Source organism: Sinorhizobium prairiense, from assembly GCF_029201645.2.
Classification (GTDB): Bacteria; Pseudomonadota; Alphaproteobacteria; order Rhizobiales; family Rhizobiaceae; genus Sinorhizobium; species Sinorhizobium meliloti_A.
Window position 1 is genome coordinate 2,816,692 of record NZ_CP104131.1, and the last position, 26,026, is coordinate 2,842,717.

At 62.9% G+C, this 26,026-nt stretch carries 28 protein-coding genes and 2 pseudogenes; 23 read left to right on the forward strand and 7 right to left on the reverse strand.

The window, feature by feature from the left end:
- The first annotated feature begins 202 nt into the window (after positions 1 to 202).
- On the forward strand, positions 203 to 1,321 hold the full coding sequence (gene dnaN, locus N0Q91_RS16285) for a DNA polymerase III subunit beta (RefSeq protein ID WP_100669803.1): 1,119 nt from the start codon (positions 203 to 205) through the stop codon (positions 1,319 to 1,321).
- Positions 1,322 to 1,758: 437 nt separating this feature from the next.
- Here dnaN and N0Q91_RS16290 read toward each other — a convergent pair whose 3' ends face one another.
- Positions 1,759 to 2,037: a helix-turn-helix domain-containing protein gene (locus N0Q91_RS16290; RefSeq protein WP_275596928.1), complete on the reverse strand. Its 279-nt coding sequence runs from the start codon at positions 2,035 to 2,037 to the stop codon at positions 1,759 to 1,761.
- 15 nt (positions 2,038 to 2,052) lie between these two features.
- Positions 2,053 to 2,277, reverse strand: coding sequence for a BrnT family toxin (locus N0Q91_RS16295; RefSeq protein WP_410177256.1), 225 nt, complete (start codon positions 2,275 to 2,277; stop codon positions 2,053 to 2,055).
- A gap of 266 nt (positions 2,278 to 2,543) precedes the next feature.
- Between N0Q91_RS16295 and pmtA the strand changes: the two genes are divergently transcribed.
- The 6 genes from pmtA to N0Q91_RS16325 all read left to right on the forward strand — a co-directional run bounded on the left by pmtA (position 2,544) and on the right by N0Q91_RS16325 (position 6,356).
- Positions 2,544 to 3,146 carry a phospholipid N-methyltransferase PmtA gene (gene pmtA, locus N0Q91_RS16300; RefSeq protein ID WP_100669804.1) on the forward strand — a complete coding sequence of 201 codons (603 nt, stop codon included), beginning with the start codon at positions 2,544 to 2,546 and terminating at the stop codon, positions 3,144 to 3,146.
- A 14-nt stretch (positions 3,147 to 3,160) separates the two neighbouring features.
- Positions 3,161 to 3,742 carry a histidine phosphatase family protein gene (locus N0Q91_RS16305; protein WP_275598145.1) on the forward strand — a complete coding sequence of 194 codons (582 nt, stop codon included), beginning with the start codon at positions 3,161 to 3,163 and terminating at the stop codon, positions 3,740 to 3,742.
- A gap of 7 nt (positions 3,743 to 3,749) precedes the next feature.
- Positions 3,750 to 4,466, forward strand: a complete 717-nt coding sequence (gene pyrF, locus N0Q91_RS16310) for an orotidine-5'-phosphate decarboxylase (protein ID WP_275596929.1) — start codon at positions 3,750 to 3,752, stop codon at positions 4,464 to 4,466.
- Positions 4,467 to 4,559: 93 nt separating this feature from the next.
- Positions 4,560 to 4,847 carry a DUF1330 domain-containing protein gene (locus tag N0Q91_RS16315; RefSeq protein WP_100670036.1) on the forward strand — a complete coding sequence of 96 codons (288 nt, stop codon included), beginning with the start codon at positions 4,560 to 4,562 and terminating at the stop codon, positions 4,845 to 4,847.
- A gap of 120 nt (positions 4,848 to 4,967) precedes the next feature.
- Positions 4,968 to 5,948 (forward strand): complex I NDUFA9 subunit family protein, encoded by a 981-nt coding sequence (locus N0Q91_RS16320; protein ID WP_100669807.1) that lies wholly within the window; start codon positions 4,968 to 4,970, stop codon positions 5,946 to 5,948.
- 246 nt (positions 5,949 to 6,194) lie between these two features.
- Positions 6,195 to 6,356: a hypothetical protein gene (locus tag N0Q91_RS16325; RefSeq protein ID WP_100669808.1), complete on the forward strand. Its 162-nt coding sequence runs from the start codon at positions 6,195 to 6,197 to the stop codon at positions 6,354 to 6,356.
- A 110-nt stretch (positions 6,357 to 6,466) separates the two neighbouring features.
- On the opposite strand, the pseudogene N0Q91_RS16330 reads toward N0Q91_RS16325, so the two are convergent.
- Positions 6,467 to 7,272, reverse strand: a pseudogene (locus tag N0Q91_RS16330) (undecaprenyl-diphosphate phosphatase).
- A 156-nt stretch (positions 7,273 to 7,428) separates the two neighbouring features.
- Between N0Q91_RS16330 and N0Q91_RS16335 the strand changes: the two are divergent.
- From N0Q91_RS16335 to N0Q91_RS16380, 10 genes are all read left to right on the forward strand, one after another.
- The gene (locus N0Q91_RS16335; protein ID WP_018093934.1) at positions 7,429 to 8,121 is read left to right on the forward strand and encodes a glutathione S-transferase family protein; all 693 of its coding nucleotides are present in this window, start codon (positions 7,429 to 7,431) and stop codon (positions 8,119 to 8,121) included.
- 10 nt (positions 8,122 to 8,131) lie between these two features.
- Positions 8,132 to 9,295 (forward strand): tRNA epoxyqueuosine(34) reductase QueG, encoded by a 1,164-nt coding sequence (gene queG / locus N0Q91_RS16340; protein WP_275596930.1) that lies wholly within the window; start codon positions 8,132 to 8,134, stop codon positions 9,293 to 9,295.
- Complete coding sequence (locus tag N0Q91_RS16345; RefSeq protein ID WP_275596931.1) at positions 9,292 to 10,167, forward strand: SDR family oxidoreductase; 876 nt, start codon at positions 9,292 to 9,294, stop codon at positions 10,165 to 10,167. The genes queG and N0Q91_RS16345 overlap by 4 nt, the downstream gene beginning before the upstream one ends.
- Before the next feature lie 460 nt (positions 10,168 to 10,627).
- Positions 10,628 to 11,002 carry a septal ring lytic transglycosylase RlpA family protein gene (locus tag N0Q91_RS16350; RefSeq protein WP_003529787.1) on the forward strand — a complete coding sequence of 125 codons (375 nt, stop codon included), beginning with the start codon at positions 10,628 to 10,630 and terminating at the stop codon, positions 11,000 to 11,002.
- Between the two features lie 136 nt (positions 11,003 to 11,138).
- Complete coding sequence (locus N0Q91_RS16355; RefSeq protein WP_275596932.1) at positions 11,139 to 12,428, forward strand: RsmB/NOP family class I SAM-dependent RNA methyltransferase; 1,290 nt, start codon at positions 11,139 to 11,141, stop codon at positions 12,426 to 12,428.
- Between the two features lie 153 nt (positions 12,429 to 12,581).
- Positions 12,582 to 13,862 carry an imelysin family protein gene (locus tag N0Q91_RS16360; protein WP_275596933.1) on the forward strand — a complete coding sequence of 427 codons (1,281 nt, stop codon included), beginning with the start codon at positions 12,582 to 12,584 and terminating at the stop codon, positions 13,860 to 13,862.
- Positions 13,863 to 13,910: 48 nt separating this feature from the next.
- Complete coding sequence (locus N0Q91_RS16365) at positions 13,911 to 15,461, forward strand: di-heme oxidoreductase family protein (RefSeq protein WP_275596934.1); 1,551 nt, start codon at positions 13,911 to 13,913, stop codon at positions 15,459 to 15,461.
- Positions 15,461 to 16,588, forward strand: a complete 1,128-nt coding sequence (locus N0Q91_RS16370) for an imelysin family protein (RefSeq protein WP_275596935.1) — start codon at positions 15,461 to 15,463, stop codon at positions 16,586 to 16,588. The genes N0Q91_RS16365 and N0Q91_RS16370 overlap by 1 nt, the downstream gene beginning before the upstream one ends.
- 218 nt (positions 16,589 to 16,806) lie before the next feature.
- Complete coding sequence (corA, locus tag N0Q91_RS16375) at positions 16,807 to 17,796, forward strand: magnesium/cobalt transporter CorA (RefSeq protein WP_275596936.1); 990 nt, start codon at positions 16,807 to 16,809, stop codon at positions 17,794 to 17,796.
- 51 nt (positions 17,797 to 17,847) lie between these two features.
- Positions 17,848 to 18,987 (forward strand): DUF1513 domain-containing protein, encoded by a 1,140-nt coding sequence (locus N0Q91_RS16380; protein ID WP_100669814.1) that lies wholly within the window; start codon positions 17,848 to 17,850, stop codon positions 18,985 to 18,987.
- Here N0Q91_RS16380 and N0Q91_RS16385 read toward each other — a convergent pair.
- On the reverse strand, positions 18,933 to 19,487 hold the full coding sequence (locus N0Q91_RS16385; RefSeq protein WP_275598146.1) for a GNAT family N-acetyltransferase: 555 nt from the start codon (positions 19,485 to 19,487) through the stop codon (positions 18,933 to 18,935). The two genes, N0Q91_RS16380 and N0Q91_RS16385, sit on opposite strands and share 55 nt — an antisense overlap.
- A gap of 81 nt (positions 19,488 to 19,568) precedes the next feature.
- Here N0Q91_RS16385 and N0Q91_RS16390 point away from each other — a divergent pair, with 81 nt between their 5' ends.
- The 4 genes and pseudogenes from N0Q91_RS16390 to guaA all read left to right on the forward strand — a co-directional run bounded on the left by N0Q91_RS16390 (position 19,569) and on the right by guaA (position 22,859).
- Entirely contained in the window at positions 19,569 to 20,024 is a 456-nt protein-coding gene (locus tag N0Q91_RS16390) for a TspO/MBR family protein (RefSeq protein WP_275596937.1), read from the forward strand.
- An 80-nt stretch (positions 20,025 to 20,104) separates the two neighbouring features.
- Entirely contained in the window at positions 20,105 to 20,557 is a 453-nt protein-coding gene (locus N0Q91_RS16395; protein WP_018093923.1) for a PaaI family thioesterase, read from the forward strand.
- On the forward strand, positions 20,554 to 21,192 hold the full coding sequence (locus N0Q91_RS16400) for a 5'-methylthioadenosine/S-adenosylhomocysteine nucleosidase (protein ID WP_018093922.1): 639 nt from the start codon (positions 20,554 to 20,556) through the stop codon (positions 21,190 to 21,192). Before N0Q91_RS16395 ends, N0Q91_RS16400 begins: the two co-directional genes overlap by 4 nt.
- A gap of 105 nt (positions 21,193 to 21,297) precedes the next feature.
- Positions 21,298 to 22,859, forward strand: a pseudogene (gene guaA / locus N0Q91_RS16405) (glutamine-hydrolyzing GMP synthase).
- Here the strand turns inward: guaA and N0Q91_RS16410 are convergent.
- From N0Q91_RS16410 to N0Q91_RS16420, 3 genes are read right to left on the reverse strand one after another with little or no spacing between them, the layout of a single operon-like run.
- On the reverse strand, positions 22,822 to 23,091 hold the full coding sequence (locus tag N0Q91_RS16410) for a DUF5131 family protein (RefSeq protein ID WP_448136913.1): 270 nt from the start codon (positions 23,089 to 23,091) through the stop codon (positions 22,822 to 22,824). The pseudogene guaA and the gene N0Q91_RS16410 sit on opposite strands and share 38 nt — an antisense overlap.
- On the reverse strand, positions 23,091 to 23,522 hold the full coding sequence (locus N0Q91_RS16415; protein WP_275596939.1) for a type II toxin-antitoxin system VapC family toxin: 432 nt from the start codon (positions 23,520 to 23,522) through the stop codon (positions 23,091 to 23,093). Before N0Q91_RS16415 ends, N0Q91_RS16410 begins: the two co-directional genes overlap by 1 nt.
- Positions 23,519 to 23,818, reverse strand: a complete 300-nt coding sequence (locus N0Q91_RS16420; protein WP_275596940.1) for a hypothetical protein — start codon at positions 23,816 to 23,818, stop codon at positions 23,519 to 23,521. Before N0Q91_RS16420 ends, N0Q91_RS16415 begins: the two co-directional genes overlap by 4 nt.
- 371 nt (positions 23,819 to 24,189) lie before the next feature.
- Between N0Q91_RS16420 and N0Q91_RS16425 the strand changes: the two genes are divergently transcribed.
- Both N0Q91_RS16425 and N0Q91_RS16430 read left to right on the forward strand, forming a co-directional pair.
- Positions 24,190 to 24,777 (forward strand): hypothetical protein, encoded by a 588-nt coding sequence (locus tag N0Q91_RS16425; protein ID WP_275596941.1) that lies wholly within the window; start codon positions 24,190 to 24,192, stop codon positions 24,775 to 24,777.
- A 96-nt stretch (positions 24,778 to 24,873) separates the two neighbouring features.
- Positions 24,874 to 25,935: a succinylglutamate desuccinylase/aspartoacylase family protein gene (locus tag N0Q91_RS16430; RefSeq protein ID WP_275596942.1), complete on the forward strand. Its 1,062-nt coding sequence runs from the start codon at positions 24,874 to 24,876 to the stop codon at positions 25,933 to 25,935.
- Positions 25,936 to 26,026: the final 91 nt, after the last annotated feature.

Consider the following 26,026-nt stretch of genomic DNA (forward strand, 5'->3'; position numbering starts at 1 on the left):
TGAGTGAGCGGGGAGCCCGGGGCAAGGGCGGGCCGCGCATGCAGTCTCGCATTTGGGGAAGAGGCCTCAAAACCCCTTGCTTTTGCGGCTCTCTTTCTGCCATTTTGCCGGTCCACATCCTTCCGGCCGAGCGGCCGGGCACGCAGTTGACGCCGCGGCGGTCCCCTCGCCCGCGCGGCAATGGTTGAAAGCGGTAGCATCCATGCGTATTACTCTCGAGCGGTCCAACCTTTTGAAATCGCTGAACCATGTCCACCGCGTGGTCGAACGGCGAAACACCATCCCGATCCTTTCGAACGTGCTCCTGCGCTCCGACGGCGCCAGCCTCGAAATGAAGGCGACCGACCTCGACCTGGAGATCACCGAGGCGACGCCGGCGCAGGTGGAACAGGCCGGCGCCACCACCGTTCCGGCGCATCTGCTCTACGACATCGTCCGCAAGCTGCCGGACGGCTCGGAGGTGCTGCTGGTCACCAATGCGGAAGGCACGGCGATGACGGTCGCCTCCGGCCGCTCCAAGTTTTCGCTGCAGTGCCTGCCGCAGTCGGATTTTCCCGATCTGACCGCCGGCACGTTCTCGCACTCCTTCCGCCTGAAAGCGCCCGATCTGAAGATGCTGATCGACCGCACCCAGTTCGCCATCTCGACGGAAGAGACACGCTACTATTTGAACGGCATCTTCGTGCACACGGTCGAGAGCAACGGCGACCTGAAGCTGCGCGCCGTCGCGACCGACGGCCACCGGCTCGCCCGTGCGGATGTCGAAGCGCCCTCGGGCTCCGAGGGCATGCCCGGCATCATCATTCCGCGCAAGACCGTGAGCGAGCTGCAGAAGCTGCTCGACAATCCGGACGTGGTGGTGACGGTCGAAGTCTCGGACGCGAAGATCCGCCTCACGATCGGCTCCATCGTCATGACGTCGAAGCTGATCGACGGAACCTTCCCCGACTATCAGCGCGTGATCCCCGCCAGCAACGACAAGGAACTGCGCGTCGATTGCCAGTCCTTCTCGCAGGCCGTCGACCGTGTCTCCACGATCTCTTCCGAACGCGGCCGCGCCGTGAAGCTTGCGCTCGCCGACGGCCAGATGACGCTGACCGTGAACAATCCGGATTCCGGCAGCGCCACCGAAGAACTGCCGGTCGGCTACGAAAGCGATCCGCTGGAGATCGGGTTCAACGCCAAATATCTGCTCGACATCACCGGGCAACTGACCGGCAGCGAGGCGGTCTTCCTGCTGGCCGATCCCGGTTCGCCGACGCTCGTGCGCGATCTTGCCGCGGAGGATGCGCTCTACGTGCTGATGCCGATGCGAGTCTAAGGCGCGTTGAGATTCATCTTGAGTTTATGACGGCCGCTGCGAGATGGATAATGGCGTTGAAGCTCTGGTCGGTTTTGTCGGCACGCATGGCTCGATGCGCTTGAATTCCTTGAGTACCGACTGCGCGGCGTACTGCATGGTTCCTTTGATCGTTGCCGATCAAGGACAAAAACATGCAGCAGATCGAAGTGCTAAAACGACCGTTGCGCGTCTGATAAGACGCGCAACGCTGTAGGAAACGTATCGGAGGACTGCACTCTCTCCTCTGCTCTCGTCTCTGTGCTTGTCACACAGATGAGAGCAGCGCCGGGTCGGCGGCGCGGGGAAATGTTCTTTCAGCCCAAGGACTTGGTCTGGCTGGATCCCTATGACGCGCACAGGGATGAGGAAATCAAACAGGCCGCAGCACCGCGCTTAATCGAATTCCAGAGGCGCGCTCACGCGACGGCCTGCGCAACCAAATCGGGGTGCTGCGCGATCACGCGCACATAAGCAACGGCAAAATCCGGAGCAGTGGCGCGTGCTTGCTCCCAGTCCCGCAGCGTACCAACGGGAACGCGAAAGCGATTTGCGAACTCCGATTGCGACAAACCAAGCGCGGTCCTTGTCTTGCGAATCAGGCGAGCCCGCTGGCCGCGATTCATTGCTTCGGCCGTCACGTCGAAATCTTCCGCATCGGCCGGATCAGGAGGGGACGTAATATGCTCGTTCTTCACCCTTGTTGCTCCTTCTCACAGATATGAACCGGGGTAAATCATCCGCCAAACGAACACGCCGGTGAACAGCCTCTCGCCGACGACCCCGACCACCTTGAACCGTTCCTCGCCGTCGATCTCGCGAATGGAGGGGATGATCAAGTGATCCCCGTCGTCGAAAATACGCAGGCCAAAGGCCAACGATAGTTTATGTTTCTCGCGATTGGCGGCGTCTTTCCGAGGATCGAACCGGTCTTCCATGTTGGCACAATACGGGAATCCCGTATAAGAAGCAAAATGTGTCGTTTTGCTGAAAAATGGACGCTAACTTCTAGTTCAACTAATTCAAGCTTTCAGACCGTACCGGATTTCGAGTTCAACCGTCGCGCATCGTTCATGATCTGTCGTTTCTAGACGCAGTCGGACTTGTTTTTGCCGCAGATGGAAGCACATTATGAATAAGCGCTCACGCAGCCGCACGAATCACGATAAGAGCGCAACTGCAAATCATACTGTGAGGGGATTCGATGAGCTTGCGCTTGAGGGTGAAGGAAAAATTCGGTCGGAAATTCGACGAAGAGATCCGCTTCTTCAAGGGCTGGATGAGCAATACTCGTGCGGTCGGCGCGATCCTCCCGACATCCGCCATCACCGCACGCCGCATGGCCAGCATAGTCGATCCGGAATCCGGTCTGCCGGTCCTCGAGCTTGGCCCCGGCACCGGGGTGATCACCAAGGCGATCCTCGAGCGCGGCATAGAGCCTGAAAAGCTGGTTTCCATCGAATACTCGACCGAGTTCTACAATCAGCTCAAGGCGCATTTCGACGGCGTGCATTTCATCAACGGCGACGCCTTCGATCTTTCCCGGACGCTTGGGGCCTTCAAGGATCAGCAGTTCGACAGCGTCATTTCCGCCGTGCCGCTGTTGAATTTCCCTATGCATCGCCGCGTCGAACTCATCGAAGACCTGCTCTCGCGCATTCCCTTCGGCCGCCCGGTCGTTCAGATCTCCTACGGTCCGATGTCGCCGGTCGTCGCCATGCCGGACCGCTACCGAATCCAGCATTTCGACTTCGTCGTGCGCAACATTCCGCCGGCGCAGCTGTGGATCTACCGCAAGACGCACTGACGGCGTCACCTCCGGTGTTCGGCATCTATCTCACCCATCCGCAGGTCAGAATCGATCCCGCCGTCTCCGTGCCACAATGGAGCCTGTCCGAACTCGGCGAAGAACGCATGCGCGCCACGGCGAAACAGCCATGGGTCCGTTCGCTCGGACGCATCGTCGCCAGTGGCGAGAAGAAGGCGATCGAAACGGCGCGGTTCCTGGCCGACGCTGCCGGCATCCCGGTCGAAACTGACGAGGAGATGGGCGAGAACGATCGTTCCGCGACCGGCTTTCTGCCGCCGGAGGAGTTCGAGAAGGCGGCCGATCGGTTCTTTGCCCGACCCGAAGAGAGCTTCAAGGGCTGGGAGCGTGCCGTCGACGCCCAGGCGCGAATCTCAAGGGCCGTCTTCCAGGTCCTCGACCGGCACGATCCGGCGGTACCCATCGCCTTCATCGGCCATGGCGGTGTCGGTACGCTGCTCAAATGCCGGATGACGGGCACGGCGATCGCCCGTAGCGCCGATCAACCGCCGGGCGGCGGCAATCTCTTCGCCTTCCGTCTTGCGGATCGCGCCGTCACATGCGACTGGACGCCGATGGAGTTCTGGCAGGGGTGATCTCGATATGAGCACAAGCGCGCGCGACCGGCTGATCGTCGGCCTTGATCTTCCAACGGTGACCGAGGCCGAGAAAATCGTCTCGACGCTCGGCGAGGAAGTCCTCTTCTATAAGATCGGCTATCAACTGGCCTTCGCCGGCGGCCTCGACTTCGCGCGCGACCTCGCTGCAGGCGGCAAGCAGGTCTTCCTCGACATGAAGCTGCTCGACATCGACAACACGGTGGCCAAGGGCGTGGAGAACATCGTCAAGATGGGCGTGTCGATGCTGACGCTGCACGCCTATCCGAAGGCGATGAAATCGGCCGTCGAAGCGGCACGAGGCTCGAACCTCTGCCTGCTTGGCGTGACGGTGCTCACCTCGATGGACGAACAGGACGTCATCGATGCCGGTTATGAATATGATCCGCACAGCCTGGTCTTGCGCCGCGCGGAACAGGCCCGCGCCGCCGGCATGGGGGGCATCGTCTGCTCGGCGGAGGAGGCCGCCGCCGTGCGCAAGATCATCGGCGGCGACATGGCGCTGGTGACGCCGGGCATCCGCCCGGCCGGCGCGGAAAAAGGCGACCAGAAGCGGGTGATGACGCCGGCCGATGCGCTTCGCGCCGGCTCGAGCCACCTCGTCGTCGGGCGGCCGATCGTTGCCGCGCCCGACCCTCTCGCAGCAGGCCGCGCGATCCTGGCCGAAATGGAGAGCGCCCTCTCCCGTCGATCCGCCGTATAGCGCTCCGGCGCGGTTCGGGCCTGCTTGACCTGAGGCTCATTTTGCCGGAAGTAACCATCCCGTCTGCATGTCGTGAAAGACGAGGAGTTCATCATGGCCAAAGGATACTGGATCGCTCGGGTCGATATAAGGGACCCCGAACGCTATAAGGATTACGTGGCAGCGGCGAAGCCCGCCTTCGAAAAATACGGCGCGACCTTCCTTGCGCGCGGCGGCGAGTTCCATCGGCTCGAAGGTGCCGCTCGCACCCGCAACGTCGTCATCGAATTCCCCTCGCTGCAGGCGGCCGTCGACTGTTACAATTCGCCCGAATACCAGATTGCCGCGGCCATCCGCCAGGAAGTCGCCGATGCCGAAATGGTGGTCGTTGAAGGCGTTTGAGGCGAAGTCCCGCGGCGCATCGGGGCACGCCTCCGACGCGCGCGGATTGGCCTTCACCTCGCTCGACGCTTGGGCTATGTAGCAAGCAATTCTACCATTGACATCAGGAGTGCGTTTCTCATGACCTTGTCCAACCTTCCGCCGCTGGTGACGATTTTCGGCGGATCCGGATTTGTCGGCCGTCATGTGGTGCGCGCGCTCGCCAAACGCGGCTACCGCATTCGCGTCGCTGTTCGCCGTCCGGATCTCGCCGGCCACCTGCAACCGCTCGGCAATGTCGGGCAAATCTCTTTCGTTCAGGCCAATCTGCGCTACCGCAAGTCGGTCGATCGCGCTGTCGACGGTGCCGACCATGTGATCAACTGCGTCGGCGTGCTCTTCGAAAGTGGCCGCAACACCTTCGAGGCGGTCCAGGATTTCGGCGCGCGGGCGGTCGCCGAGGCGGCTCGGGCGACGGGCGCCACGCTCACCCATATCTCGGCGATCGGCGCCGACGCGAGCTCCCAATCGAGCTATGCCCGGACAAAGGGGCGCGCCGAGGCTGCGATCCTCGAAACGCTTCCGGCCGCGGTGATCCTCCGCCCGTCGATCATCTTCGGGCCTGAAGACGGATTTTTCAACAAGTTCGCCGAAATGGCCCGATTCTCGCCGGTCCTGCCGCTCATCGGCGGCGGCAAAACCAGGTTTCAGCCGGTTTACGTCACCGACGTTGCCGAGGCCGTGGCCCGCTCCGTCGACGGCAAGCTGACCGGTGGGACGATCTACGAGCTCGGCGGGCCGCAGGTGCTCTCCTTCCGCGAATGTCTCGATATCATGCTGAAGACGATCGACCGCAAGCGCTCCTTCGTGTCGCTGCCCTTCGGCATCGCCTCGCTGATGGGCAGCGTCGCCTCGCTCGTGCCGTTCATCACGCCGCCGCTCACCGCCGACCAGGTGGTGTTGCTGAAATCGGACAATGTCGTCTCGGCAAAGGCCGAGGCGGAAGGCCGCACGCTTGCCGGTATCGGCATCGAGCCGACAATGCTCGAGTCGATTCTGCCGACTTATCTCGTACGCTATCGCCCACACGGGCAATACACGCGCAGCGGCCGCGCCGCCTGAGCGGTCGCATCACACCGAACACATTCAAGCCGCCGGCTCCGCCGGCGGCTTTTTTGCGGCCCCCGCTGTGCCCATCCGGCAACAGCGTTGCAGTTCTGCCGCAGTCGAAAATCCGAATCTCGTTTACCGCAGATTCAGCTCGCACTGATATTGATCATGACATGGTCGCAGAATAAACACCGCTCGCACTGACTGCTCGGCGAGCGACGCCGGTGCAGACATCTCACTCGAAAGGCATAACGTCCCATGGGCAAGTCGATCGCAATCTTTTTTGCGTCTGCGGCACTGATCATTCTGGCTGGCTCGTTCATGGCACCCGGCACCGGGGCTAGCAGCGACAAGGGCTGCACGCCGGCCTACGGTGTCAACCCGTGCACGACGGCGTCGATCGGGTTTGCCGGCGAGTAAGCCGGACATTTTCGCCTCGGCTTCGAGCCGGGCATGTTGAGTTTTGGCGGGGGCCAGGAGCCGGGTGCGTTTCGAAAGAGACGCATCCGGCTTTATGTTTCCGGACTGTGTTATCCGAGCAGCCACAGGCCGACCAGCCCGGCGGTCCCGACGAGGATGCGCCAGATCGCAAAGGGCGTAAAGCCGCGATGCGAGACGAAGTCGAGCAGCGAACGCACCACGAAAATTCCGGCGATGAATGCAGCGATGAAACCGGCCGCGATCAGGCCGACATCGTCGAAGGAGAGCGCATCGCGGTTCTTGTAGAGATCGAGCGCAAAAGCTCCGACCATGGTGGGCATGGCGAGGAAAAGGAAAATTCAGCCGCGGAGCGCTTGTCGGTCCCCATCAGCAGGGCCCCGGCAATGGTCGCGCCGGAACGCGACGTCCCCGGGATCATGGCGAGACACTGGAAGAGGCCGATCTTCAGCGCGAGCGAAGGCGGATAGTCGAACACGTCGGTGTAGCGAGGCGTCAAAGGGAGCCGGTCGATCGCATAAAGAATGACGCCGCCGACGATCAGCACGACGCAGATGAGCATCGGCGTCTCGAAAAGCACCGACTTGATGAATCCATGCGCGGCAGCACCGATAAGCGCCGCCGGCAGGAAGGCGAGGAGAACCGAGAAGACGAAACGGCGGGCCTTGACGCTCGTCGGAAGGGCGAGCGCGATCGCCAGCAGCTTCTGGAAATAGACGAGCAGGATCGCCAATATGGCGCCGAGCTGGATCAGAACGGCAAAGGTGTTTCCCGGCGATTTGAACCCGAGGAAGTGTCCGGCAAGCAGCACATGCGCCGTCGACGAGACCGGGATGAACTCCGTCAGCCCTTCGATGAGGCCGAGGACGAGCGCGCTTATGATCGATTGATCCGCCATGTAAAAGCTATTCCTGATATAATTGGATGTGGGAGGAGAAAGTCGATTCTCTTGTGTTTGCCACCGCAACTACCTATAGCTCGTTGTAACGAGCCGTGGCCAGTTGCATATGCCGCGACGCCGATATCCCCGAAAACAGCTGCAATCTGATCATCGATGCCGACACTGTATCATCACCCCATGTCCCCAGCTTCGCGGTTCGTACGCCTTATTCTCTCAGAATATGGCTATCAGACGGAACTGAGCGAAGAGCAGCCATGGGAGAACCGGCGCGACTTCCTGACGCTGAATCCTGCCGGCACTCTGCCGGTCTATGTCGATGACAGCATGCGCGCGCTCTGCGGCGCCACGATCATCTCCGAATATCTCGACGAGACCAGCGGCATCATGAAGCGCGACCGCCGCCTTCTTGCCGAGGACCCGTTTCAGCGCGCCGAAATCCGCCGCCTCACCGAATGGTTCCTGCAGAAGATGGAAGCCGACGTGACGCGCCCGCTCGTGCGCGAGCGCATCTTCAAGCTGCAGATGACCCCGGACCAGGGCGGCGGTGCGCCGGATTCGAAAATTCTCCGCACCTCGCGCAGCAATATCCGCCAGCATATGAAGTATCTCTCGTGGCTCGCCGGATCGCGCCCCTGGCTTGCCGGCGATCGCATCTCCTATGGGGATCTCGCCGCGGCCGCGGCGATTTCCGTGCTCGACTATCTCGGAGAGATCGACTGGTCCGATGCGCCGAGCGCCAAGGAATGGTACCAGCGGCTAAAGTCGCGCCCGTCCTTCCGGCCTCTGCTCGCCGAGCGGGTGCGCGGCGTGACCCCGGTCTCACATTATGCGGATCTCGACTTTTAAGGACCAGATCATGCCCGGCGACGCTGCAAAAGCGGAGAACCAGGGCAGGAAACGACGGACCCTCACCGCCTTCCTGAAAGAGGAAGCCGCGGCCAAGGGATTCGACATCTGTCGCATCACCCATCCGGACGCCATACCCCACGCGCCCGAGCGGCTGAGGCAGTTCCTGGCTGCCGGCGCTCATGGTACGATGAACTGGCTCGCCGAGACAGCCGAGCGCCGATCCGATCCGCGCGTCCTCTGGAGCGAAGTGCGCTCGATCGTCCTCTTCGGCATGAATTACGCTCCCGAGGACGACCCGCGCGACGTCCTCGCCAGACGCGATCGCGGCGCGATCTCCGTCTATGCCCGCAATCGAGACTATCACGACGTGGTCAAGGGCCGGCTGAAAGAGATCGCCACGCGCTTTGCCGCGCGGGCGGGCGAGGACGTGAAGGTCTTCGTCGACACCGCCCCCGTCATGGAGAAGCCGCTTGCGGAAAAGGCCGGCATTGGCTGGCAGGGCAAACACACCAATCTGGTCAGCCGCGAATTCGGCTCCTGGCTCTTTCTCGGCAGCCTCTTCACGACAGCCGAACTGGAACTGGACGAGCCGGAGCGCGACCATTGCGGCTCTTGCCGGGCCTGCCTCGACGCCTGTCCGACCGATGCCTTTCCGGCGCCCTATCGCATCGACGCGCGACGCTGCATCTCCTATCTCACGATCGAGCACAAGGGATCGATTGCGCCTGAGTTACGGCCGCTGATCGGTAACCGCATTTATGGCTGCGACGACTGTCTCGCCGCCTGTCCCTGGAACAAGTTCGCGCGCTCGGCATCGGAAATGAAGCTCCAGGCGCGAGATGATCTCAAGAAACCGGAGCTCTCCTTCCTGCTGACGCTCGACGACACAGGTTTCCGGGCCTTCTTTTCCGGATCGCCGGTAAAGCGCATCGGGCGTGATCGTTTCGTCCGAAATGCCTTGATCGCCGCCGGAAATTCCGGTGAGAAGAGCCTGACAGAGGTCTGCAAGGCGCTGGCCGCCGATGCGTCGCCCACGGTCAGGGGGATGGCGGTCTGGGCGCTTTCGCGACTGATTTCATCCGCCGATCTGGCGGTCTTCGCCCGGCAATGCGGGCCTGAAACCGATGACGAGGTTCTTGCGGAATGGCAAATGGCGGGAGTGAACCGATGAATGTCCTGATCCTTGGTGCCGGCTATTCCGGCACGGCGATCGCGAGCGCGCTCTCTCCCCTGGCGACGTCCGTGACCGGCACCACCCGGTCCGCAGAAAAGCTCGCCCGTCTGCAGGCTGCCGGTATCCGCCCGATCCTCTTCGACGGCACGGAAATATCGGACGAGCTCGAGGATGCGATGAGGGAGACCACCCACCTCGTTCAGTCGATTGCGCCGGGCCGCGATGGCGACCCCTTGTTTCGCGCCGGAACGCCGCCGCTTGCCGACCTTCTGCCGCGGCTGGAGTGGGTGGGCTATCTCTCCACGGTCGGCGTCTATGGCGATCACGGCGGCGCCTGGGTCACCGAGGATACGCCGCTCAACCCGGTCTCGCAGCGCTCGCTCGAGCGTGTGGAAGCCGAAAACGCCTGGCTCGAGCACGGTGCGCAGCACGACATTCCGGTGGCAGTGCTGCGGCTCGCCGGCATCTACGGCCCGGGCCGCAATGCCTTCCGCAACCTCGCTGAGGGGACGGCGCGCCGCGTCATCAAGCCGAACCAGGTCTTCAACCGTATCCGCGTCGAAGATATCGGCGCGGCGAGCGCCTTTCTCGCAAAGCGCGGCGTGAGCGGCATCTTCAACGTGACCGACGACGAGCCGGCGCCGCCAGAGGACGTGGTCCAGGAAGCCGCCCGGCTGATGGGCGTCGAACCGCCGCCCGAGATCCCGTTCGAAACCGCAGATATGTCCCCCATGGCCCGTTCTTTCTACGGCGAGAACAAGCGCGTCTCCAATGCGCGACTGCGCCAGGCGGGCTTCGATCCGGAGTTCCCCAACTATCGCGTTTCGCTTGCACAGCTGTGGACATCAGGAACCTGGAACCGGAATTAAGCACCTATTTCGTCAAGGCCGATCAGAATATCGCGCGCGAACACAAGCAAGTCGGATGCAGTTTGAAAGTATTGATTTCACGCGAATCGCCTTGACACGATTATGCTGTCATTATTCGGTCTATACTTCGCCATTTTCCACAACCCTGGCGCTAGTAGCATGAATTCAACGGTCGCGATTCCCGACTTTTCATGCAAAGCGAAATTTTTAATGATTTTATTTCCGGGAGGCGTCGCTGCGCGGCCCGGAGCGCCGCCAGCAGCGCTTAGTGGCTGATTCCAAAGAACTTCCCTCGCCATTCTAAACTAATTCAATCTGTTGGTTATTTTTAAAATCGATCAGACTTCAGACATTCCTAATGAAAACTTAACGGTTGAAGCACGTTTTTGCCATGTTTCACCTCAATTAGCTCGATCAACAAAGGGAACTGACGAATTTTTCAAACCGAAGGGGGCATCGCTTGACGCCAGCGAAAATCAAGACTGCTGCCGCGGCAGCACTATTCACCGTCGGGATGGGCTTGGTCTCGGCATCGGAAAGTCAGGCAGCAGGCGCTGGCTGCGGGGGAGCATCCTGGTACGCGCTTTCGTCCAAAACGGCCTCCGGCGAAAGAATGAATGCCGCGCACCTGACCGCCGCGCATCGCAAACTGAAATTCGGCACGAAGGTCCAGGTGACCAACAAGCGCAACGGCAAGTCCGTCGTCGTCCGGATCAATGATCGCGGTCCGTTCATTCGCGGCCGGGTGATCGATCTTTCCAAGGCGGCTGCCTCCAAGATCGGCATGATCCGCTCCGGTACCGCCAGCATCTGTTACACCGTCGTCAACTCCTGACGATGCGCAGGTTTCGCTCGATTCATCTCGGGCGAGCCAGACTGCAAGGGCCGGTCGCGCCCCTTACATAATGCGGCCGCCGTCTTGCTCTTCGATGTCATCGCCGCTACCACGGCGAAAAAGGAGTTCATCGAAGATGCGATTGGGCGGAAGGCTCTCCGGAGCCATCGAGGTTCTTGACGATATCGAAAAGCGCAGGCGACCCGTCGCCGATGCCCTCAAGGATTGGGGCCTGTCCCACCGCTTCGCCGGCTCCGGCGACCGCGCCGCCATCGGCAACATCGTCTATGATGCCCTGCGGATGAAACTCTCCCACGCCTTTCTCATGGATAGCGACACCCCGGTAGCCCTCGGCCATGCGGTCATGTACCGGCAATGGGACTATCGCGCCGACACGCTTGCAGCGGAACTTGCCGACGACCGGTTCGCGCCCGAAGCGCCTTCGGAAGCGATGATGAAGGCCTTCGCTCAGCGACGGCTCGAAGATGCTCCCCTGCATGTGCAGGGCGATATTCCGGAATGGACGCAGGCCTCGTTCGAAGAGAATTTCTCCGACGACTGGCTCGCCGAGGCGAAGGCTCTTGCCGGCCGGCCGACTCTCGATCTGCGCGTCAACACGCTGAAGGCGACGCGCGAAAAGGTGCTGAAGGCGCTGGAGCGCAGCGGCGCCGAGCCCGCGGCGATTGCCCGGCATGGCGTGCGCATTCCCGCCGGCGAGGGCGCTTCGCGCCTGCCGAACGTAACGGCGGAAATCTCGTTCCAGAAGGGTTGGTTCGAGGTGCAGGACGAGGGGTCGCAGATTGTCGCAGACCTCGCCTTGCCCGGCGAGGGCGAGCAGGTGCTCGATTATTGCGCCGGCGGCGGCGGCAAGACGCTGGCCATGTCGGCGGCGATGAACAATAAGGGCCAGGTCCACGCTTACGACGCCGACCGCAAACGGCTGGCGCCCATTATCGAGCGGCTGAAGCGTGCCGGCACCCGCAACGTGCAGGTGCACGAGTCGACCGAGTCGCTCGCATCGCTCATAGGGCGGGTCGATCGCGTGCTTGTCGATGCGCCATGCACCGGGACCGGAACCTGGCGGCGGCGCCCCGACACGAAATGGCGCCTGACGCAGAAGAACCTCGAGGAGCGATTGGCCCAGCAGGAGGAGGCGCTTGCCGGTGCCGCCCAGTTCGTGCGCCCCGGCGGACATCTGATATACGTCACCTGTTCCGTCCTTCCGGAGGAGAACGAGGCGCAGGTCTACGGCTTCTGCGAGGACAATCCGGAATTCGAGGTCCTCTCGGCCGCCGACAACTGGGCGGCGCTCTTCGGCACCGACAAGGCGCAGCCCTGGTCCGCCGATATGAAGACCGTGACGCTGACGCCGGCATCGACCGGAACCGACGGATTCTTCTTCTGTCTCATGGGCAGGAAGAGTTAGGCCGGGGCGGATTCCCGCCATCCAGGCGGGACTGCACCTTCAAGCCGTTCTAAACTATACACTTTGACACCAGTTTGCTTTTGGTCCATGACTCTTGCGCTTTTCACGGGGTTGGAGCTGTACGCTCTATCGACGAGCAACAAGGAGAGGGTCATGACCAAGAATTTCATCCGCGCCGCGGCGCTGGCGCTCATGACGGCGACATCTGCGCTGGCGTTGCAGCCGGCGAATGCGGCGACGGACGCAGCCGCGGTCGTCAAGCATTACGCGGCCGTTGCGCACGCCAAATACGAAGATGCCCTGGCCACGGCAGAAGCGCTGGAAAAGGCCGTGGATGCGCTGATTGCAAGCCCGAGCGAGGAGACCTTGAAGGCCGCGCGGGAGGCCTGGCTGAAGGCGCGCAACCCCTATCAGGAAACGGAAGTCTATCGCTTCGGCAACACGATCGTCGACGAATGGGAAGGCAAGGTGAACGCCTGGCCGCTGGACGAGGGCCTGATCGACTATGTCGACGCAAGCTACGGCAGCGAGAGCGACGAGAACGCCCTTTTCACCGCCAATGTCATCGCCAACAAGGCGATCAAGATCGACGGGCAGGACGTCGATGCCACCGATATCACGCCGGAGCTCCTTTCCGGCACGCTGCAGGAGGCAGGCGGCATCGAGGCAAATGTCGCGACCGGCTATCACGCGATCGAATTCCTGTTGTGGGGGCAGGATCTGAACGGAACGGGCCCGGGTGCCGGCAACCGGCCCTACACGGATTTCGACACCAAGGCCTGCACCAACGGCAATTGCGATCGCCGCGCCGCCTATCTGAAGGCAGCGACGAGCCTGCTCGTCTCCGACCTCAAGGAGATGGTCGCGAACTGGACGCCGGACGGCGCTGCGACCAAGGCGGTCGAGGCGGACCCGAAGGCCGGCCTCGTGGCGATCCTTACCGGCATGGGCTCGCTCTCCTACGGCGAACTTGCCGGCGAGCGCATGAAGCTCGGCCTGCTCCTCCACGATCCGGAAGAGGAGCACGACTGCTTCTCCGACAACACCCACAACTCGCATCTGCACGACGCGATCGGCATCCAGTCCGCCTATAGCGGCGAGTATACCCGCGTAGACGGCAGCAAGCTCACCGGCCCTTCGCTTTCCGAGCTCGTCGCTGCCAAGGATGCGGCCCTCGACAAGGAAATGAAGGATGGTCTCGCCACCACGGTCGAGAAGATGCAGGCGATGACCAAGCGCGCAGAAGCGGGCGAGGCCTATGACCAGATGATCGGCGAGGGCAATGCGGAGGGCAATGCGACGGTTCAGGCGGCGATCGACGGGCTGATCGCCCAGGCGAAGACCGTCGAGCGCGTCATCGCCGCACTCGATCTCGGCACGGTGGAACTTGAAGGTTCCGACAGCCTGGATAATCCTGGCGCCGTCTTCCAATAAGCTGAAAAGGCGGGCCGCGACGGACAGGTGGCGGCCCGGCCTCCCTCGATGAATGTCTTCGCCCGCTTTTTCGCACTGACCGTTGCCGCTCTCATTTGCGTTGCCCCCGCGGCGTCGCGCGATGGCGGCATCGCGGAAAAGGCGGATGTCGGGTGCGCACCTGTTCGCGACGACCTTTCCGCCGATGACCTCGAGCGCGTTCTGTCGGTCACGCGCCCAACCACCGATTTTTCCAGGCCTGAGCCCTTCGAAGCAATGCCGGCCGGTGCTGCGACGACGATTGCACGGGCGGATCGGATGATCTTCTCCCGGGCATCGGACAACCTCCCCTTCGAGGACGAACAGGATTTTCACCTCGGCAAGGCGCTCTTCGAAAAGCTCTGGGTCTCCTCACCCTCTTCCACGCAGGCCTCGGACGGGCTGGGGCCGCTCTACAATGCGAGGGCCTGCGAGAGCTGTCATGCCCGCGACGGACGCGGCCGCCCGCCCGAGGGGGCCGCCGACGCGACGTCGATGCTCCTTCGGCTCGCCCGTGCCCCGCGCGACGATGCCGAGCGCGCGGAGATCGCCTCCCGTGCACGGCTCAACTTTCCCGACCCGGTCTATGGTGCTCAGCTTCAGGACAGCGCCGTGCCGGGGCTTGCTGCCGAGGGCCGCCTCGACATCACCTATACGGAAGAACTGGTGGCGCTTGCCGGCGGCGATACGGTCCCGCTCCGCAAGCCGCATTATGCGATCGCCGATCCCGGTTACGGACCGCTCGATGCGGCGACGACGCTGTCGCCGCGCGTCGCCTCGCCGATGATCGGCATCGGTCTCATCGAGGCCATCCACGAGGCCGACATTCTGGCGCGTGCCGATCCGGAGGATCGCGACGGCGACGGCATCAGCGGACGGCCGGCCCTCGTGCGCGAGCGCCGGACCGGCCGCGTCACCCTCGGCCGCTTCGGCTGGAAAGCGCAGAACCCGTCCGTGCGCCAGCAGGTCGCCGATGCCTTTGCCGTCGATATCGGCATCTCCACCTCCGATTTCGACCGCAGTCATGGCGATTGCACGGCTGCCCAGACGGGCTGCCTCGATCTGCCGGACGGCGTGCAGCCGCGGCTCGGAGCGGTCGAGGCCCCCGACCCGGTGCTCGACCTCGTGACGTTCTATTCCTCCAATCTTGCCGTGCCTGCTCGCCGCAAGGCGAGCTTTCCGGAAACCCTGAGGGGCAAACGGCTCTTCCATGAAGCCGGCTGCGCCGCCTGCCATGCGCCGAAATTCGTGACCCGCCGGGACGCCACGCACAAGGCGCAGGCGTTTCAGCTCATCTGGCCCTATTCCGACTTCCTCCTGCACGACATGGGCGAAGGCCTCGCCGACGGCCAGCAGGTCGGCGAGGCCAGTGGCCGCGAATGGCGTACGCCCCCGCTTTGGGGCATAGGCTTGACCAAGACCGTGAGCGGGCACAGCTTCCTTCTCCATGACGGACGCGCCCGAAACCTGGCCGAAGCCATTCTCTGGCACGGCGGCGAAGCGGCGAAGGCACGCAATGCCTTCGCCGCCATGCCGAAGGACGACCGCAAAGCCCTGATCACATTCCTGGAGTCCCTCTGATGCGCCTTCCCTTCGCGAGCCTTCCTCTCGCCTTTAGCCTGATATTCCTCGCTGCCCCCGCGGCGGCGCAGGAAGGCGGTGCGCTTTCCCCGCGTGTCGTCGAAGAGGCGGCCGTGCCGAGGGTGATGGCGCAGGCCGTGGACGGTTTCATCATCCCCGGCTATCGAGACCTTGCGGAGGCGACGAACGCCCTCTCCGAAGCGAGCGCCGCGCTCTGCAAGTCACCTTCCGAGGCGACCCTCGAAGCCGCGCGGTCGGCCTTTTCGAGCGTCGTCGAGAGATGGTCCGCGATCGAGATCATCCGCCTCGGTCCGGCCCTCGAACAGAACCGTTTCGAACGCTTCCTCTTCTATCCCGACCGGAAGAGCACGGGCTTGAAGCAGGTCCAGGCAATTCTCGCCAAGAAAGACGAGAGCGCCACAAGCCCGGAGACCCTCAAGGGGAAGAGCGTCGCCGTCCAGGGCCTCGGGGCACTCGAATTCGTGCTCTACGGTACCGGCGCGGAGGTTCTCTCCGGCAAGGAAGGGGATTTTCGCTGCCGATATGGGCTTGCGGTCTCGCAGAATTTGAGGAGCATCGCGGGCGAGCTCCTTGCCGCATGGGAAAAGCCGGACGGGATCCAGGCGGCCTGGAAGAAGCCAGGCCCGGGCAATCCGCTCTTCCGGGACAACAGGGAAGCCGCGACCGAGCTTCTCGGCGTGCTCGTCCACAGCGTCGAGATGATCAAGGACCAGCGGCTGCGGACCTTCTACGCCGGAACGGTCGACGGGACGCCCGACAGGGGCCGTCCGAAACTTGCCATCTACTGGCGCTCGGCCAACACGATGCCGGCGATCTCCGCGAATCTCGGTGGTCTCCAGAGACTCTTCGATACGGCCGGGATGGAAAGCCTTCTGCCAGCCGACAGCCGCTCGATCGCCGGTTCCATCGACTTCCTCTTCAAGGCTCTGATCGCCGCTACGGACGGTCTCGACGGGCCGATCGAGGACGCGCTTGCCGACGAGAGGCAGCGCGCCAAGCTGGATTTCATCGCACTGAACACGGCCGATCTGCTCGACCGGCTCAATCGCGAATTCGGCGGTTCGATCGGCCTCGGCGCCGGATTCTCCTTCGCCGACGGCGACTGACACGGGAACGTGAAAACGCTGCGGAACCCGATGGTTGACAAGCAGGGCATTTCGGAGCAAAGCGCATCCATGGCCGCCTACGCGGACATGTCTCACCAACAAGGATCAACTCAAGATGAACCCCGACAGTCGAAGTCGAGCCTTCATGCTCACGGCCGTCCGGACCTGATTTGATCAGGGCTCCGCCGGTCGGATGACTCGGCCCCATGGAGCCTGAAATGCTGCGCATCTACAAAAGCCAGAACAGCCGACTTGTGCACGTCGACCTCCTCGACGGCCTGGCATGCCAGGAACCGGTGATCTGGTTCGATCTCTTCAATCCGTCGAGCGAAGAAACGCGCCTTGTCGAGGAGCGCCTCGGCATTGCCATTCCGACCCGTGACGAGATGCAGGAAATCGAGCTTTCCGACCGGCTTTACCAGGAGGACGGCGCCGAGTTCATGACGATGACGGCGACCGCCAAACTCGACAGCGATTACCCGGCCAAGGTGCCCGTCACCTTCATCCTCAAAGGCGCGACCCTCGTGACGGTCCGCCATGCGGAGCCGAAGCCGTTCCAGGTCTATGCCAACCGCATCATGAAGCCGAACGGCGCGGCGTGCGAGACGGGAGAGCTCGTGATGCTCGGCCTGCTCGAGGCGATGATCGACCGTACGGCGGATGCTCTGGAGCGCGCAGGCAACGACGTCGATCAGATCTCACGGGAGGTCTTCCGCAAGTCGAACGCCAGCGCCACCAAGAAGACGCGCGACCTGCAGTCGCTGATCGAGCAGATCGGCCAGAAGGGCGACCTGCTGACCGTCATCCGCGAAAGCCTCGTCAGCATTGGCAGGCTCGTCGCCTATCACGTCGCCATTGAGGGGACCACGCACCGCAAGGCGGCCAAGGAGAGCCGGCAGCGGATAAAGCTCGTTCAGCGCGACGCGGCATCCCTCGGAGACCACGCGCTGTTCCTGTCGAACAAGATCAATTTCCTGCTCGACGCGACGCTGGGGCTCATCAACCTCGAACAGAACCAGATCATCAAGATCTTCTCGGTCGCCGCCGTCGTGTTTCTGCCGCCGACCCTGGTCGCCTCGATTTACGGGATGAACTTCGAGGTGATGCCGGAACTCACCTGGCGTTTCGGCTATCCCTATGCGCTGATGCTGATGGTCGCCTCGGCCCTGTTGCCGTATGTCTATTTCAAACGGCGAGGTTGGCTGTGATAGCGGAGTGACCTCGCTCGTTGCAGGAATTCGACCGTTGCAGGAAATCGCATGAAGACCAATACCCTCATCGACCGCCGCAGCTTCGTCAAAATGGCGGGTGCCGCGTGGGTGGCCGCCCTTGCCCCCCGGGGCGCCTTCGCCCTCGAAAGGGCCGATGCCGTCTTCGCCTCGGCCTTCATGGCGCAGGACGGCAGCTACGGTGTCGCGACGCTCACGGAAACGGGCGAGATCGTGGAGCGCAGGCTGCTGCCGGCGCGCGCGCATGGCATGACCTTCTCCCCGGTAAGCCGGCGCGCGGTCGCCTTTGCCCGGCGGCCGGGCACCTATGCCATGATCTTTGCGCCGGACGGCACCGCCGAGCCGCTCGTCATCACCTCCGCCGAGGGCCGGCACTTCTTCGGCCATGGCTGCTTCTCGGCCGACGGCCGGCTGCTCTATGCGACCGAAAACGACTTCTCCGCCAATCGCGGCATGGTCGGCATCTATGATGGCCGCCGGGATTTTACCCGTATCGGCGAGTTCCCGACTTACGGCATCGGCCCACACGACATGACGCTTGCCGCCGACGGACGCACGCTCGCAATAGCCAATGGCGGCATCGAGACCCACCCCGATTTCGGCCGCACCAAGCTCAATCTCGACCGCATGGAGCCGAGCCTGGCACTCGTGGACGCCGCGACGGGGGCGCTCATCGAGAAGCATGTGCTGCCGCCTCATCTCAATCGCCTTTCGACCCGACATGTCGACATCGGCGCCGACGGACGTGTCTGGTTCGCCTGCCAGTACGAAGGTGCGCGCAACGACCTTCCGCCGCTGGTCGGGCACTTCGCCAAGGGCGAGGACCTGACCTTCGTAGACCTGCCGGAACGAACCACCGCGGCGCTCGCAAACTATGTCGGCGCTATCGCGGTCAGCCGCCAGGAAGGGCTCGTCGGCCTCACCTCTCCCAAGGGCAACGTCGCGGTGACCCTCAACGCCAAAACCGGTGCCGTCCTCAAGGAGGAACCGGTTGCGGACGCAGCGGGCATTGCCGCCGCGAAGCACGGTTTCGCCGTCTCCTCCTACCGCGGCCTATTCAAGGAGCGAAGGAGCCCCGTTGCCTGGGATCAGCACATAATCCGGCTGGCGACGGATCAGATGGACGCGTCTCCGAAGTCGGAGAGCGCCGCGAGATCGTCCCAGCGATAGGCCACCTGATCCAGGCTTTCTCTGCCGACGCTGACCCGGCCCTCGCCGACGGCGCGGGCACCGAGCCGCTCATAGAATACCCGGTTGGGGTTACCCTTCAGCACCCAGGCAAAAAGCGACAATCCTCCTGTGTCGCGGCAATGGCCGGCGACGCTGCGCACCAGCGCGGAGCCGAGGCCTGCGCCATGGAACTCCGGCAGAAGATAGAGTTCGTAGAGCTCCCGGTCGAATGCTGGCGGCATTCCCCTTGCCTTGCCGCAATTTGCAAAGCCGATCACCCGGTCGTCGGTCATGTCGGCCGCGACCATGATGAAGCTGCCCGGAAGACGCATGCGCCGCGCATGCCGTATCGCCTGGTCCTCGACGGTCATGGCATCGAGATAGGCGTCGGATATGATGCCGCGAAACGTCGCGCGCCAGGTCCTGACCAGGACCGACGCGATCGTCATGAGGTCGTCGGGCACGGCCGGGCGGATTTCGATGCGCCGGAAGCTTTTCATAGACCACATATAGGTGGCGCCGCTTCGCCGCCAAACGGTACAGCGACTGGAAATCGCCGCCCCCGGCTCCATTTAGCACGCATGAACAGAACCGTGGTGCATGTCCTCTTCGTCATTGCCGTTCTCGGCCTCGGCCTCGCCATCGGCTACATCAACATCCCCGACGCATGGTATCGGTCGCTGGCAAAGCCGAGCTTCACGCCGCCGAACTGGGTCTTCGCTCCGGCCTGGTCGATCCTTTACGTGATGATCGGAATTGCCGGTGCCCGCAGCTTTCTCGATCATCGCGGCCACTCCGTCCTGTGGCCGCTGTGGCTCACCCAGATGATCCTGAACTTTCTCTGGTCGCCGCTGTTTTTCGGGCTGCACCAGATCGCTGCCGCGCTGGTCGTCATCTTCGCCCTGTTTGCGTCCATCGTGGCATTCATCCTCGCAAGCCTGCGCAAGGACCGGATTTCGGCTCTGCTGTTTGTGCCCTACCTTGCATGGGTGGCCTTCGCGACCCTGCTCAACGGTTCGATTTTCCTCATGAATTGAGCTTGCCGGGCCGCAGCCGGCGTGCCAGTCTCCGGGAAAATCCGGGCAGCGTTGTCCGCGGAATCAAGGCAAACCGACACATGGACGAAAGCGATCCTCACGACTTCAGGAAGCGCATCCGGGAAAGCTTCAGACGGCAGGCCGCGATGCGCACGATCGGAGCCGAGCTCACGCGCGTCGAACCGGGGACCGTCGAGATCGAGCTTTCCTTCGATCCCAAGCTGACGCAGCAGCACGGCCTTCTGCATGCCGGCGTAATTTCCGCCGCGCTCGATGCGGCGGGTACCTATGCCGGCTATTCGGTGATCGACCCCGACGCATCGCTGCTGACGATCGAGTTCAAGGTCAATCTGCTTTCGCCCGGACGGGGCGAGCGGTTCCTCTTTCGCGGCGAGGTGACGAAGCCCGGCACGACGATCATCGTCTCGGACGGGCGGGCCTATGCGGTCAGGTCCGACGGACCGGCCAAGCTCATCGCCTCGATGACAGGCACGATGATGGTGGTGCGCGGACGCGAGGGGATCGAAGGATGAGCTTCGAACTCAAGCCGGTAGCGGGGCGCACTATTCTCTATGTCATGGCTGTGGACGCCGAGTACGGTCCGTCCCTCCGTGCCAGGATCGCACCCCTGATGACGGGCGTCGGTCCGGTCGAGGCGGCCGTCAGCCTGACCAGGGCGCTCGCGGAGCTCCACGCCGGAGGCAGCCTGCCGGACCTCGTCGTCTCGCTCGGCTCGGCCGGGTCCGCGACGCTCGAACAGACCGAAATCTACCAGGCGGTCTCGGTCGCCTACCGCGACATGGACGCCTCGCCCCTCGGCTTCGAGAAGGGCGCGACGCCCTTCCTGGATCTGCCAGCCGTCGTTAAACTGCCGCTCAGCATTCCCGGCGTGAAGAAGGCACGGCTCTCGACCGGCGCCAACATCGTTTCCGGCAGGACCTATGACGAGATCGACGCCGACATGGTCGAGATGGAGACCTTTGCGATCCTGCGCGCCTGCCAGTCGTATGGCGTGCCGCTCATCGGGCTGCGCGGCATTTCGGACGGGAAGGCGGAGCTGAAGCATGTCGGCGACTGGACGGAATACCTGAACGTGATAGACGAGAAGCTCGCAGCCACCATCGACCGGCTCGAGGCGGCGCTGGAGGGGGGCGAAATCCGGCTCTGAGCCTTCTGCCCGGGCGCCTGATTGTCCGGGTGCAATGTTATCGTTGCGCCAAAGGCGGGCTTTCATTAAAGGCTCGCCATGATCAAGCTTGCTTGAAGGCCCGCTATGACCCAGACAGCCCATCCCGATACCGTCCTGATCGTCGACTTCGGCAGCCAGGTGACGCAGCTCATCGCGCGGCGCGTACGCGAATCCGGCGTCTATTGCGAGATCGTGCCGTTCCAGTCGGCCGAGGAAGGCTTCAACCGGCTGAAGCCGAAGGCGGTGATCCTGTCCGGCAGCCCGGCTTCGACCCTCGACATCGGCTCGCCCCGCGCGCCTTCCGTCATCTTCGACAGCGGCCTGCCGGTCTTCGGCATCTGCTACGGCCAGCAGACCATGTGCGCCCAGCTCGGGGGAAGGTCGAGAGCGGCCATCACCGCGAATTCGGACGGGCGTTCCTGGAAGTCGAGAAGGACTGCGCACTCTTCGACGGGCTCTGGTCGCTCGGCTCGCGCCACCAGGTGTGGATGTCGCATGGCGACCGGGTCACCGCATTGCCCGACGGCTTCGAAGTCGTCGCCACCTCTTCCAACGCACCCTTTGCCTTCATCGCCGACGAAAAGCGCAAATACTATGCCGTCCAGTTCCATCCGGAAGTCGTGCATACGCCCGACGGCGCAAAGCTCATCGCCAACTTCGTCCACAAGGTCGCCGGCATTACGGGGGACTGGACCATGTCGGCCTACCGCGCCAAGGCGGTCGAGGCGATCCGCAAGCAGGTCGGCGACAAGAAGGTTATCTGCGCGCTTTCCGGCGGCGTCGACTCGTCGGTGGCGGCCCTCCTTATCCACGAAGCGGTCGGCGACCAGCTCACCTGCATCCTCGTCGATCATGGTCTGATGCGAAAGGACGAGGCGGCGAACGTCGTCGCCATGTTCCAGGAGCATTACAACCTTCATCTGCTCCATATCGACGCCTCCGATCGCTTCATCGGCGAACTCGAAGGCGTCAGCGACCCGGAAACGAAGCGCAAGATCATCGGACGTCTCTTCATCGAGGTTTTCGAGGAAGAGGCCAAGAAGCTCGGCGGCGCCGACTTCCTCGCCCAGGGCACGCTCTACCCTGACGTCATCGAAAGCGTCTCCTTCACCGGCGGCCCCTCGGTGACGATCAAGTCGCACCACAATGTCGGCGGCCTGCCGGAGCGCATGAACATGCAGCTCGTCGAGCCGCTGCGCGAGCTCTTCAAGGACGAAGTCCGCGTGCTCGGCCGCGAACTCGGCCTGCCCGAAAGCTTCATCGGCCGCCATCCCTTCCCCGGCCCCGGCCTCGCGATCCGCTGCCCCGGCGGCATCACGCGCGAGAAGCTGGAAATCCTGCGCGAAGCGGACGCGATCTATCTCGACGAGATCCGCAAGGCGGGCCTCTATGACGCCATCTGGCAGGCCTTCGCCGTGCTGCTTCCCGTGCAGACGGTCGGCGTCATGGGCGACGGGCGCACCTACGAATTCGTCTGCGCGCTGCGTGCGGTCACCTCCGTCGACGGCATGACCGCCGACTTCTACCACTATGACATGGAATTCCTCGGCCGCGCCGCCACCCGCATCATCAACGAGGTCCGCGGCATCAACCGCGTCGTCTACGACGTCACCTCCAAGCCGCCGGGCACGATCGAGTGGGAGTGAGGAAACGGCGGCGATCGGCGGCTACAGCGTAGAATATCGTAGAAAAGGCGGGAAAATCAGAGGTTCGGCTGATCATGGAGTTCGGTCGTTTGGCCATTTCGATTGCATAGCAGTGCGTGCAGCCGGCAGTGACGATCGAACTTCCTGCCACAGGGTTCCAAGTGGAATCCGTCCACTCTATTTGAGTTTCAGCCATCAGATCCCCCACGCATTCGTCCGACCGGCGCTGCATTAGATCGCTCCGCGCATAGGATTGAGGATCTCAACTCCGGCAAAATCCCTTTCATTATCTGTTACTACCACGCAGTCGTTTGCGCCGGCGACAGCAGCGATGATCATGTCGAGCCCGCCGCGCGGCTTACCGGCCGCTTTGCCCGCCGCCATTAGCTGCGCCCAGATCAGGCCCGCTTTGTCGTCGAACGACAGGATGCGGCCAGCAAACAGAGCCTGAGGCCCTTCAGGCCCAGAAAACCACCTGTCGAGAGCGTCGCGCTTCTTGCCTCGTGGCTTCTCCAGAATCCTCCGTCGAATTTCCGCAACGGTCAGCGACGCGATGAACAGGTCCTCATCACGCTGCCTCGACATCCACGCCAGAAGCGACTCCGATGGCTGCGGTTTAACAACATTGCTGATGATATTGGTGTCCAGCAGATAGCGCGTCACAGGTCGACCTTGCGCGCATTTTCACGGGGGCGGGAAAGATCGAGTTCCGCGTTCACCAGCGGCGAACGCCGCAGCGCCGCGAGGATGCCGCCAGGTTTTGGCGGATCGCCAGCGATCGACTTGCTGACGGTGGCGCGAAGCTCTGAGGCCTCGGGCGTGTCTTCGGACAGGCGCCTGGCTAGCGATCGGATAAGGTCGCGATCGGCGTCCCGGCCAAGCACTTCGAAGCGAGCAAGGCCGCGCTTGCCAAGGCGAGAGCGATAATTCTGGATGGCGCGCTTCTGTGAACTTCCCATGACTGGCTCCGATATTTCCAGTAATATAGCCAGAATTCGGGCGTATAGCAAGGTCGCGCGGTCGGTGGACGGTCTGGTCGCGGCGCAGTGGTATCGTCGCTAATCGTGTGATACGCCTTGCTTGACGGTACTTTATGCGAAAGCGAAGGCACGATTTTCGCAAATGGCCCCAAAATCCAATGATCCGTTTTTTGACGGTCCACATGACGGTATTTCGGAGAGCGAAAAAATAATTTTTCAAGGGAAAAACAATGACTTAAGTCAGAGATCAACAATCGAGTGGGAGTGATTTTGCCCATCCGGCGATGCGAAAAATAATCAAAACCGTCCTCCACCTTGTTCCCGTGAGGCTTTAATTTAATCTGGATGTCATGCGCCGCTCGGATATCGACAGTCAAAACCGCTATCTGCTCAAACTGCAGCATGATTACCGCCTGGCGGCGGACATCGTCGCCCGCGCCTGGGCCGAGTTCCCTGAAGTTCAGGCGATCTCCGTCATCGGCTCGGTTGCAAAGCCGCTCTGGAAGGAGGTCCCTCGCTTCAGGAGTTTCCGCCGCAGCGGCATCGAGGTCTGGCACGAATGCAGTGATCTCGACATGGCGCTCTGGCTCGACACGCAAGAGCGCCTCACCGAACTGAGCAAGGCATGCGCCCGCTCCTTGCGAGAGGCATTCGAATCCGGAGCCGGCATGAGTGTTCCGGGCAACAAGGTCGATACCTTCCTGTTCGAGCCGGGAAGTGATCGCTATCTCGGTCGCCTCTGCCGCTTCAACGAGTGTCCCAAGGGCAAACTCGATTGCCTTACGCCCGGTTGCGGTGCGATTCCATTCAACAAGACCATTCCCGGGTTCACGCCCGGGGCCGATCTGCTGGCGCCGGCGCGATATGCGATGCTCTACAAGCGCGGCGTCGGCGTGCTGCGCTCGGCTCTTGACCTTCCGACGGTCGATGAGGATTGAGATCGGCGGCAGCCAGGGTCTACAGCCGTCGTCGGGGCTTGCAATACGGCGATGCCAAGCCTCATAACCGGTTTTCGAGTTTTGAGGACGAAACGAGTGGACATTTCCGAAATCATCATCGCCGGCGATACGCCGGGCATCGAGTGGCGGCTGCCGGTGTTCCGGTTCAAGGGGGCAAACGGCGCAGCGCCGCGGACCTATATCCAGGCGGCGCTCCATGCCAACGAGCTGCCGGGAACGGCCCTTCTTCATTTCCTGCTCGAACGGCTCCGCCAGGCGGAAAATGACGGCGCCGTTCTCGGGGATATCACCATCGTTCCGCAGGCAAATCCGATCGGCGCGGCGCAGTCGCATTTCGGCGAACTGCAGGGCCGCTTCGATCTGGGCTCCCGCACCAATTTCAACCGGGATTTCCCGTTGATCTCCCTTGGCGAGCGTGACGGTCTGCTTGAACGGCCGGACCGTTACTCGGCCGTCGATCGGCTGAAGCGGCACCTTCTTCATATGGCGCTCGGCGCGGATCTGGTGCTCGACCTCCATTGCGACGACGAGGGGCTGCAATATGCCTATATCGACGAGGCATTCTGGCCGGAGGCCGCCGACCTTGCAGCGGCCCTCGACATGGAGGCGGTGTTCCTTTCCGACGGGCAAAGCTCGGCCTTCGAGGAGGCGGTCGCCCATGCATGGAAGCACGAGAGCGAAGGCGAGCGCAGGACCGCCCTGCCCGGCCGCCTGTCGGTGACCGTGGAATTGCGCGGCACGCGCGACGTCTATCCGGAAATTGCGCGCAAGGACGCCGAAAGCATGTTTCGCTTTCTTGCCGGCCGCGGAGTCGTTGCGAGCACCGGCGTCGGCCTTCCGGCTTTTGCCGGCAAAGCCGTGCCGCTCGACAATATCGAGATGATCCGCGCACCGGAGGCCGGTGCGGTCCTCTTCCACCGCGATATCGGCGACAGCGTCGAGGCCGGAGAACTGCTGGCGACCATCCTGGTCCGCCCCGGCGTGCCGGGCGGCACCGTCGAGGTTCGGGCGCCGCAGGATGGGCTCATCGTCACGCGCGTCTCCACCCGTCTCGCCCGCCGCCGGTCCGACCTGATGAAGATCGCCTGCGCCGGGCCTTCGCGTGCGGCGCGCAAGCCGGGGACGCTGGAGGCCTGAACCGGCCGTTTCGACCAGTCGCGGTGCGGAACCGCTTGCCTTTCCGCCTGTGGGAAACGACTATGATCCGATCCACTGCTCCACAAGGAAT

Excerpts from the sequence above, each read along its gene's own strand:
- N0Q91_RS16365 (WP_275596934.1), top strand. The coding sequence starts at position 13,911 with ATGAATGTCTTCGCCCGCTTTTTCGCACTGACCGTTGCCGCTCTCATT.
- N0Q91_RS16380 (WP_100669814.1), top strand. The coding sequence starts at position 17,848 with ATGAAGACCAATACCCTCATCGACCGCCGCAGCTTCGTCAAAATGGCG.
- queG (WP_275596930.1), top strand. The coding sequence starts at position 8,132 with ATGCCCGGCGACGCTGCAAAAGCGGAGAACCAGGGCAGGAAACGACGG.
- N0Q91_RS16345 (WP_275596931.1), top strand. The coding sequence starts at position 9,292 with ATGAATGTCCTGATCCTTGGTGCCGGCTATTCCGGCACGGCGATCGCG.
- corA (WP_275596936.1), top strand. The coding sequence starts at position 16,807 with ATGCTGCGCATCTACAAAAGCCAGAACAGCCGACTTGTGCACGTCGAC.
- N0Q91_RS16425 (WP_275596941.1), top strand. The coding sequence starts at position 24,190 with ATGCGCCGCTCGGATATCGACAGTCAAAACCGCTATCTGCTCAAACTG.
- pyrF (WP_275596929.1), top strand. The coding sequence starts at position 3,750 with ATGAGCACAAGCGCGCGCGACCGGCTGATCGTCGGCCTTGATCTTCCA.
- N0Q91_RS16320 (WP_100669807.1), top strand. The coding sequence starts at position 4,968 with ATGACCTTGTCCAACCTTCCGCCGCTGGTGACGATTTTCGGCGGATCC.
- N0Q91_RS16385 (WP_275598146.1), bottom strand. The coding sequence starts at position 19,487 with ATGAAAAGCTTCCGGCGCATCGAAATCCGCCCGGCCGTGCCCGACGAC.
- N0Q91_RS16395 (WP_018093923.1), top strand. The coding sequence starts at position 20,105 with ATGGACGAAAGCGATCCTCACGACTTCAGGAAGCGCATCCGGGAAAGC.
- N0Q91_RS16360 (WP_275596933.1), top strand. The coding sequence starts at position 12,582 with ATGACCAAGAATTTCATCCGCGCCGCGGCGCTGGCGCTCATGACGGCG.
- N0Q91_RS16325 (WP_100669808.1), top strand. The coding sequence starts at position 6,195 with ATGGGCAAGTCGATCGCAATCTTTTTTGCGTCTGCGGCACTGATCATT.
- N0Q91_RS16410 (WP_448136913.1), bottom strand. The coding sequence starts at position 23,091 with ATGCAGCGCCGGTCGGACGAATGCGTGGGGGATCTGATGGCTGAAACT.
- N0Q91_RS16390 (WP_275596937.1), top strand. The coding sequence starts at position 19,569 with ATGAACAGAACCGTGGTGCATGTCCTCTTCGTCATTGCCGTTCTCGGC.
- N0Q91_RS16420 (WP_275596940.1), bottom strand. The coding sequence starts at position 23,818 with ATGGGAAGTTCACAGAAGCGCGCCATCCAGAATTATCGCTCTCGCCTT.
- pmtA (WP_100669804.1), top strand. The coding sequence starts at position 2,544 with ATGAGCTTGCGCTTGAGGGTGAAGGAAAAATTCGGTCGGAAATTCGAC.
- N0Q91_RS16315 (WP_100670036.1), top strand. The coding sequence starts at position 4,560 with ATGGCCAAAGGATACTGGATCGCTCGGGTCGATATAAGGGACCCCGAA.
- N0Q91_RS16295 (WP_410177256.1), bottom strand. The coding sequence starts at position 2,277 with ATGGAAGACCGGTTCGATCCTCGGAAAGACGCCGCCAATCGCGAGAAA.
- N0Q91_RS16400 (WP_018093922.1), top strand. The coding sequence starts at position 20,554 with ATGAGCTTCGAACTCAAGCCGGTAGCGGGGCGCACTATTCTCTATGTC.
- N0Q91_RS16335 (WP_018093934.1), top strand. The coding sequence starts at position 7,429 with ATGCCGACACTGTATCATCACCCCATGTCCCCAGCTTCGCGGTTCGTA.
- N0Q91_RS16370 (WP_275596935.1), top strand. The coding sequence starts at position 15,461 with ATGCGCCTTCCCTTCGCGAGCCTTCCTCTCGCCTTTAGCCTGATATTC.
- dnaN (WP_100669803.1), top strand. The coding sequence starts at position 203 with ATGCGTATTACTCTCGAGCGGTCCAACCTTTTGAAATCGCTGAACCAT.
- N0Q91_RS16355 (WP_275596932.1), top strand. The coding sequence starts at position 11,139 with ATGCGATTGGGCGGAAGGCTCTCCGGAGCCATCGAGGTTCTTGACGAT.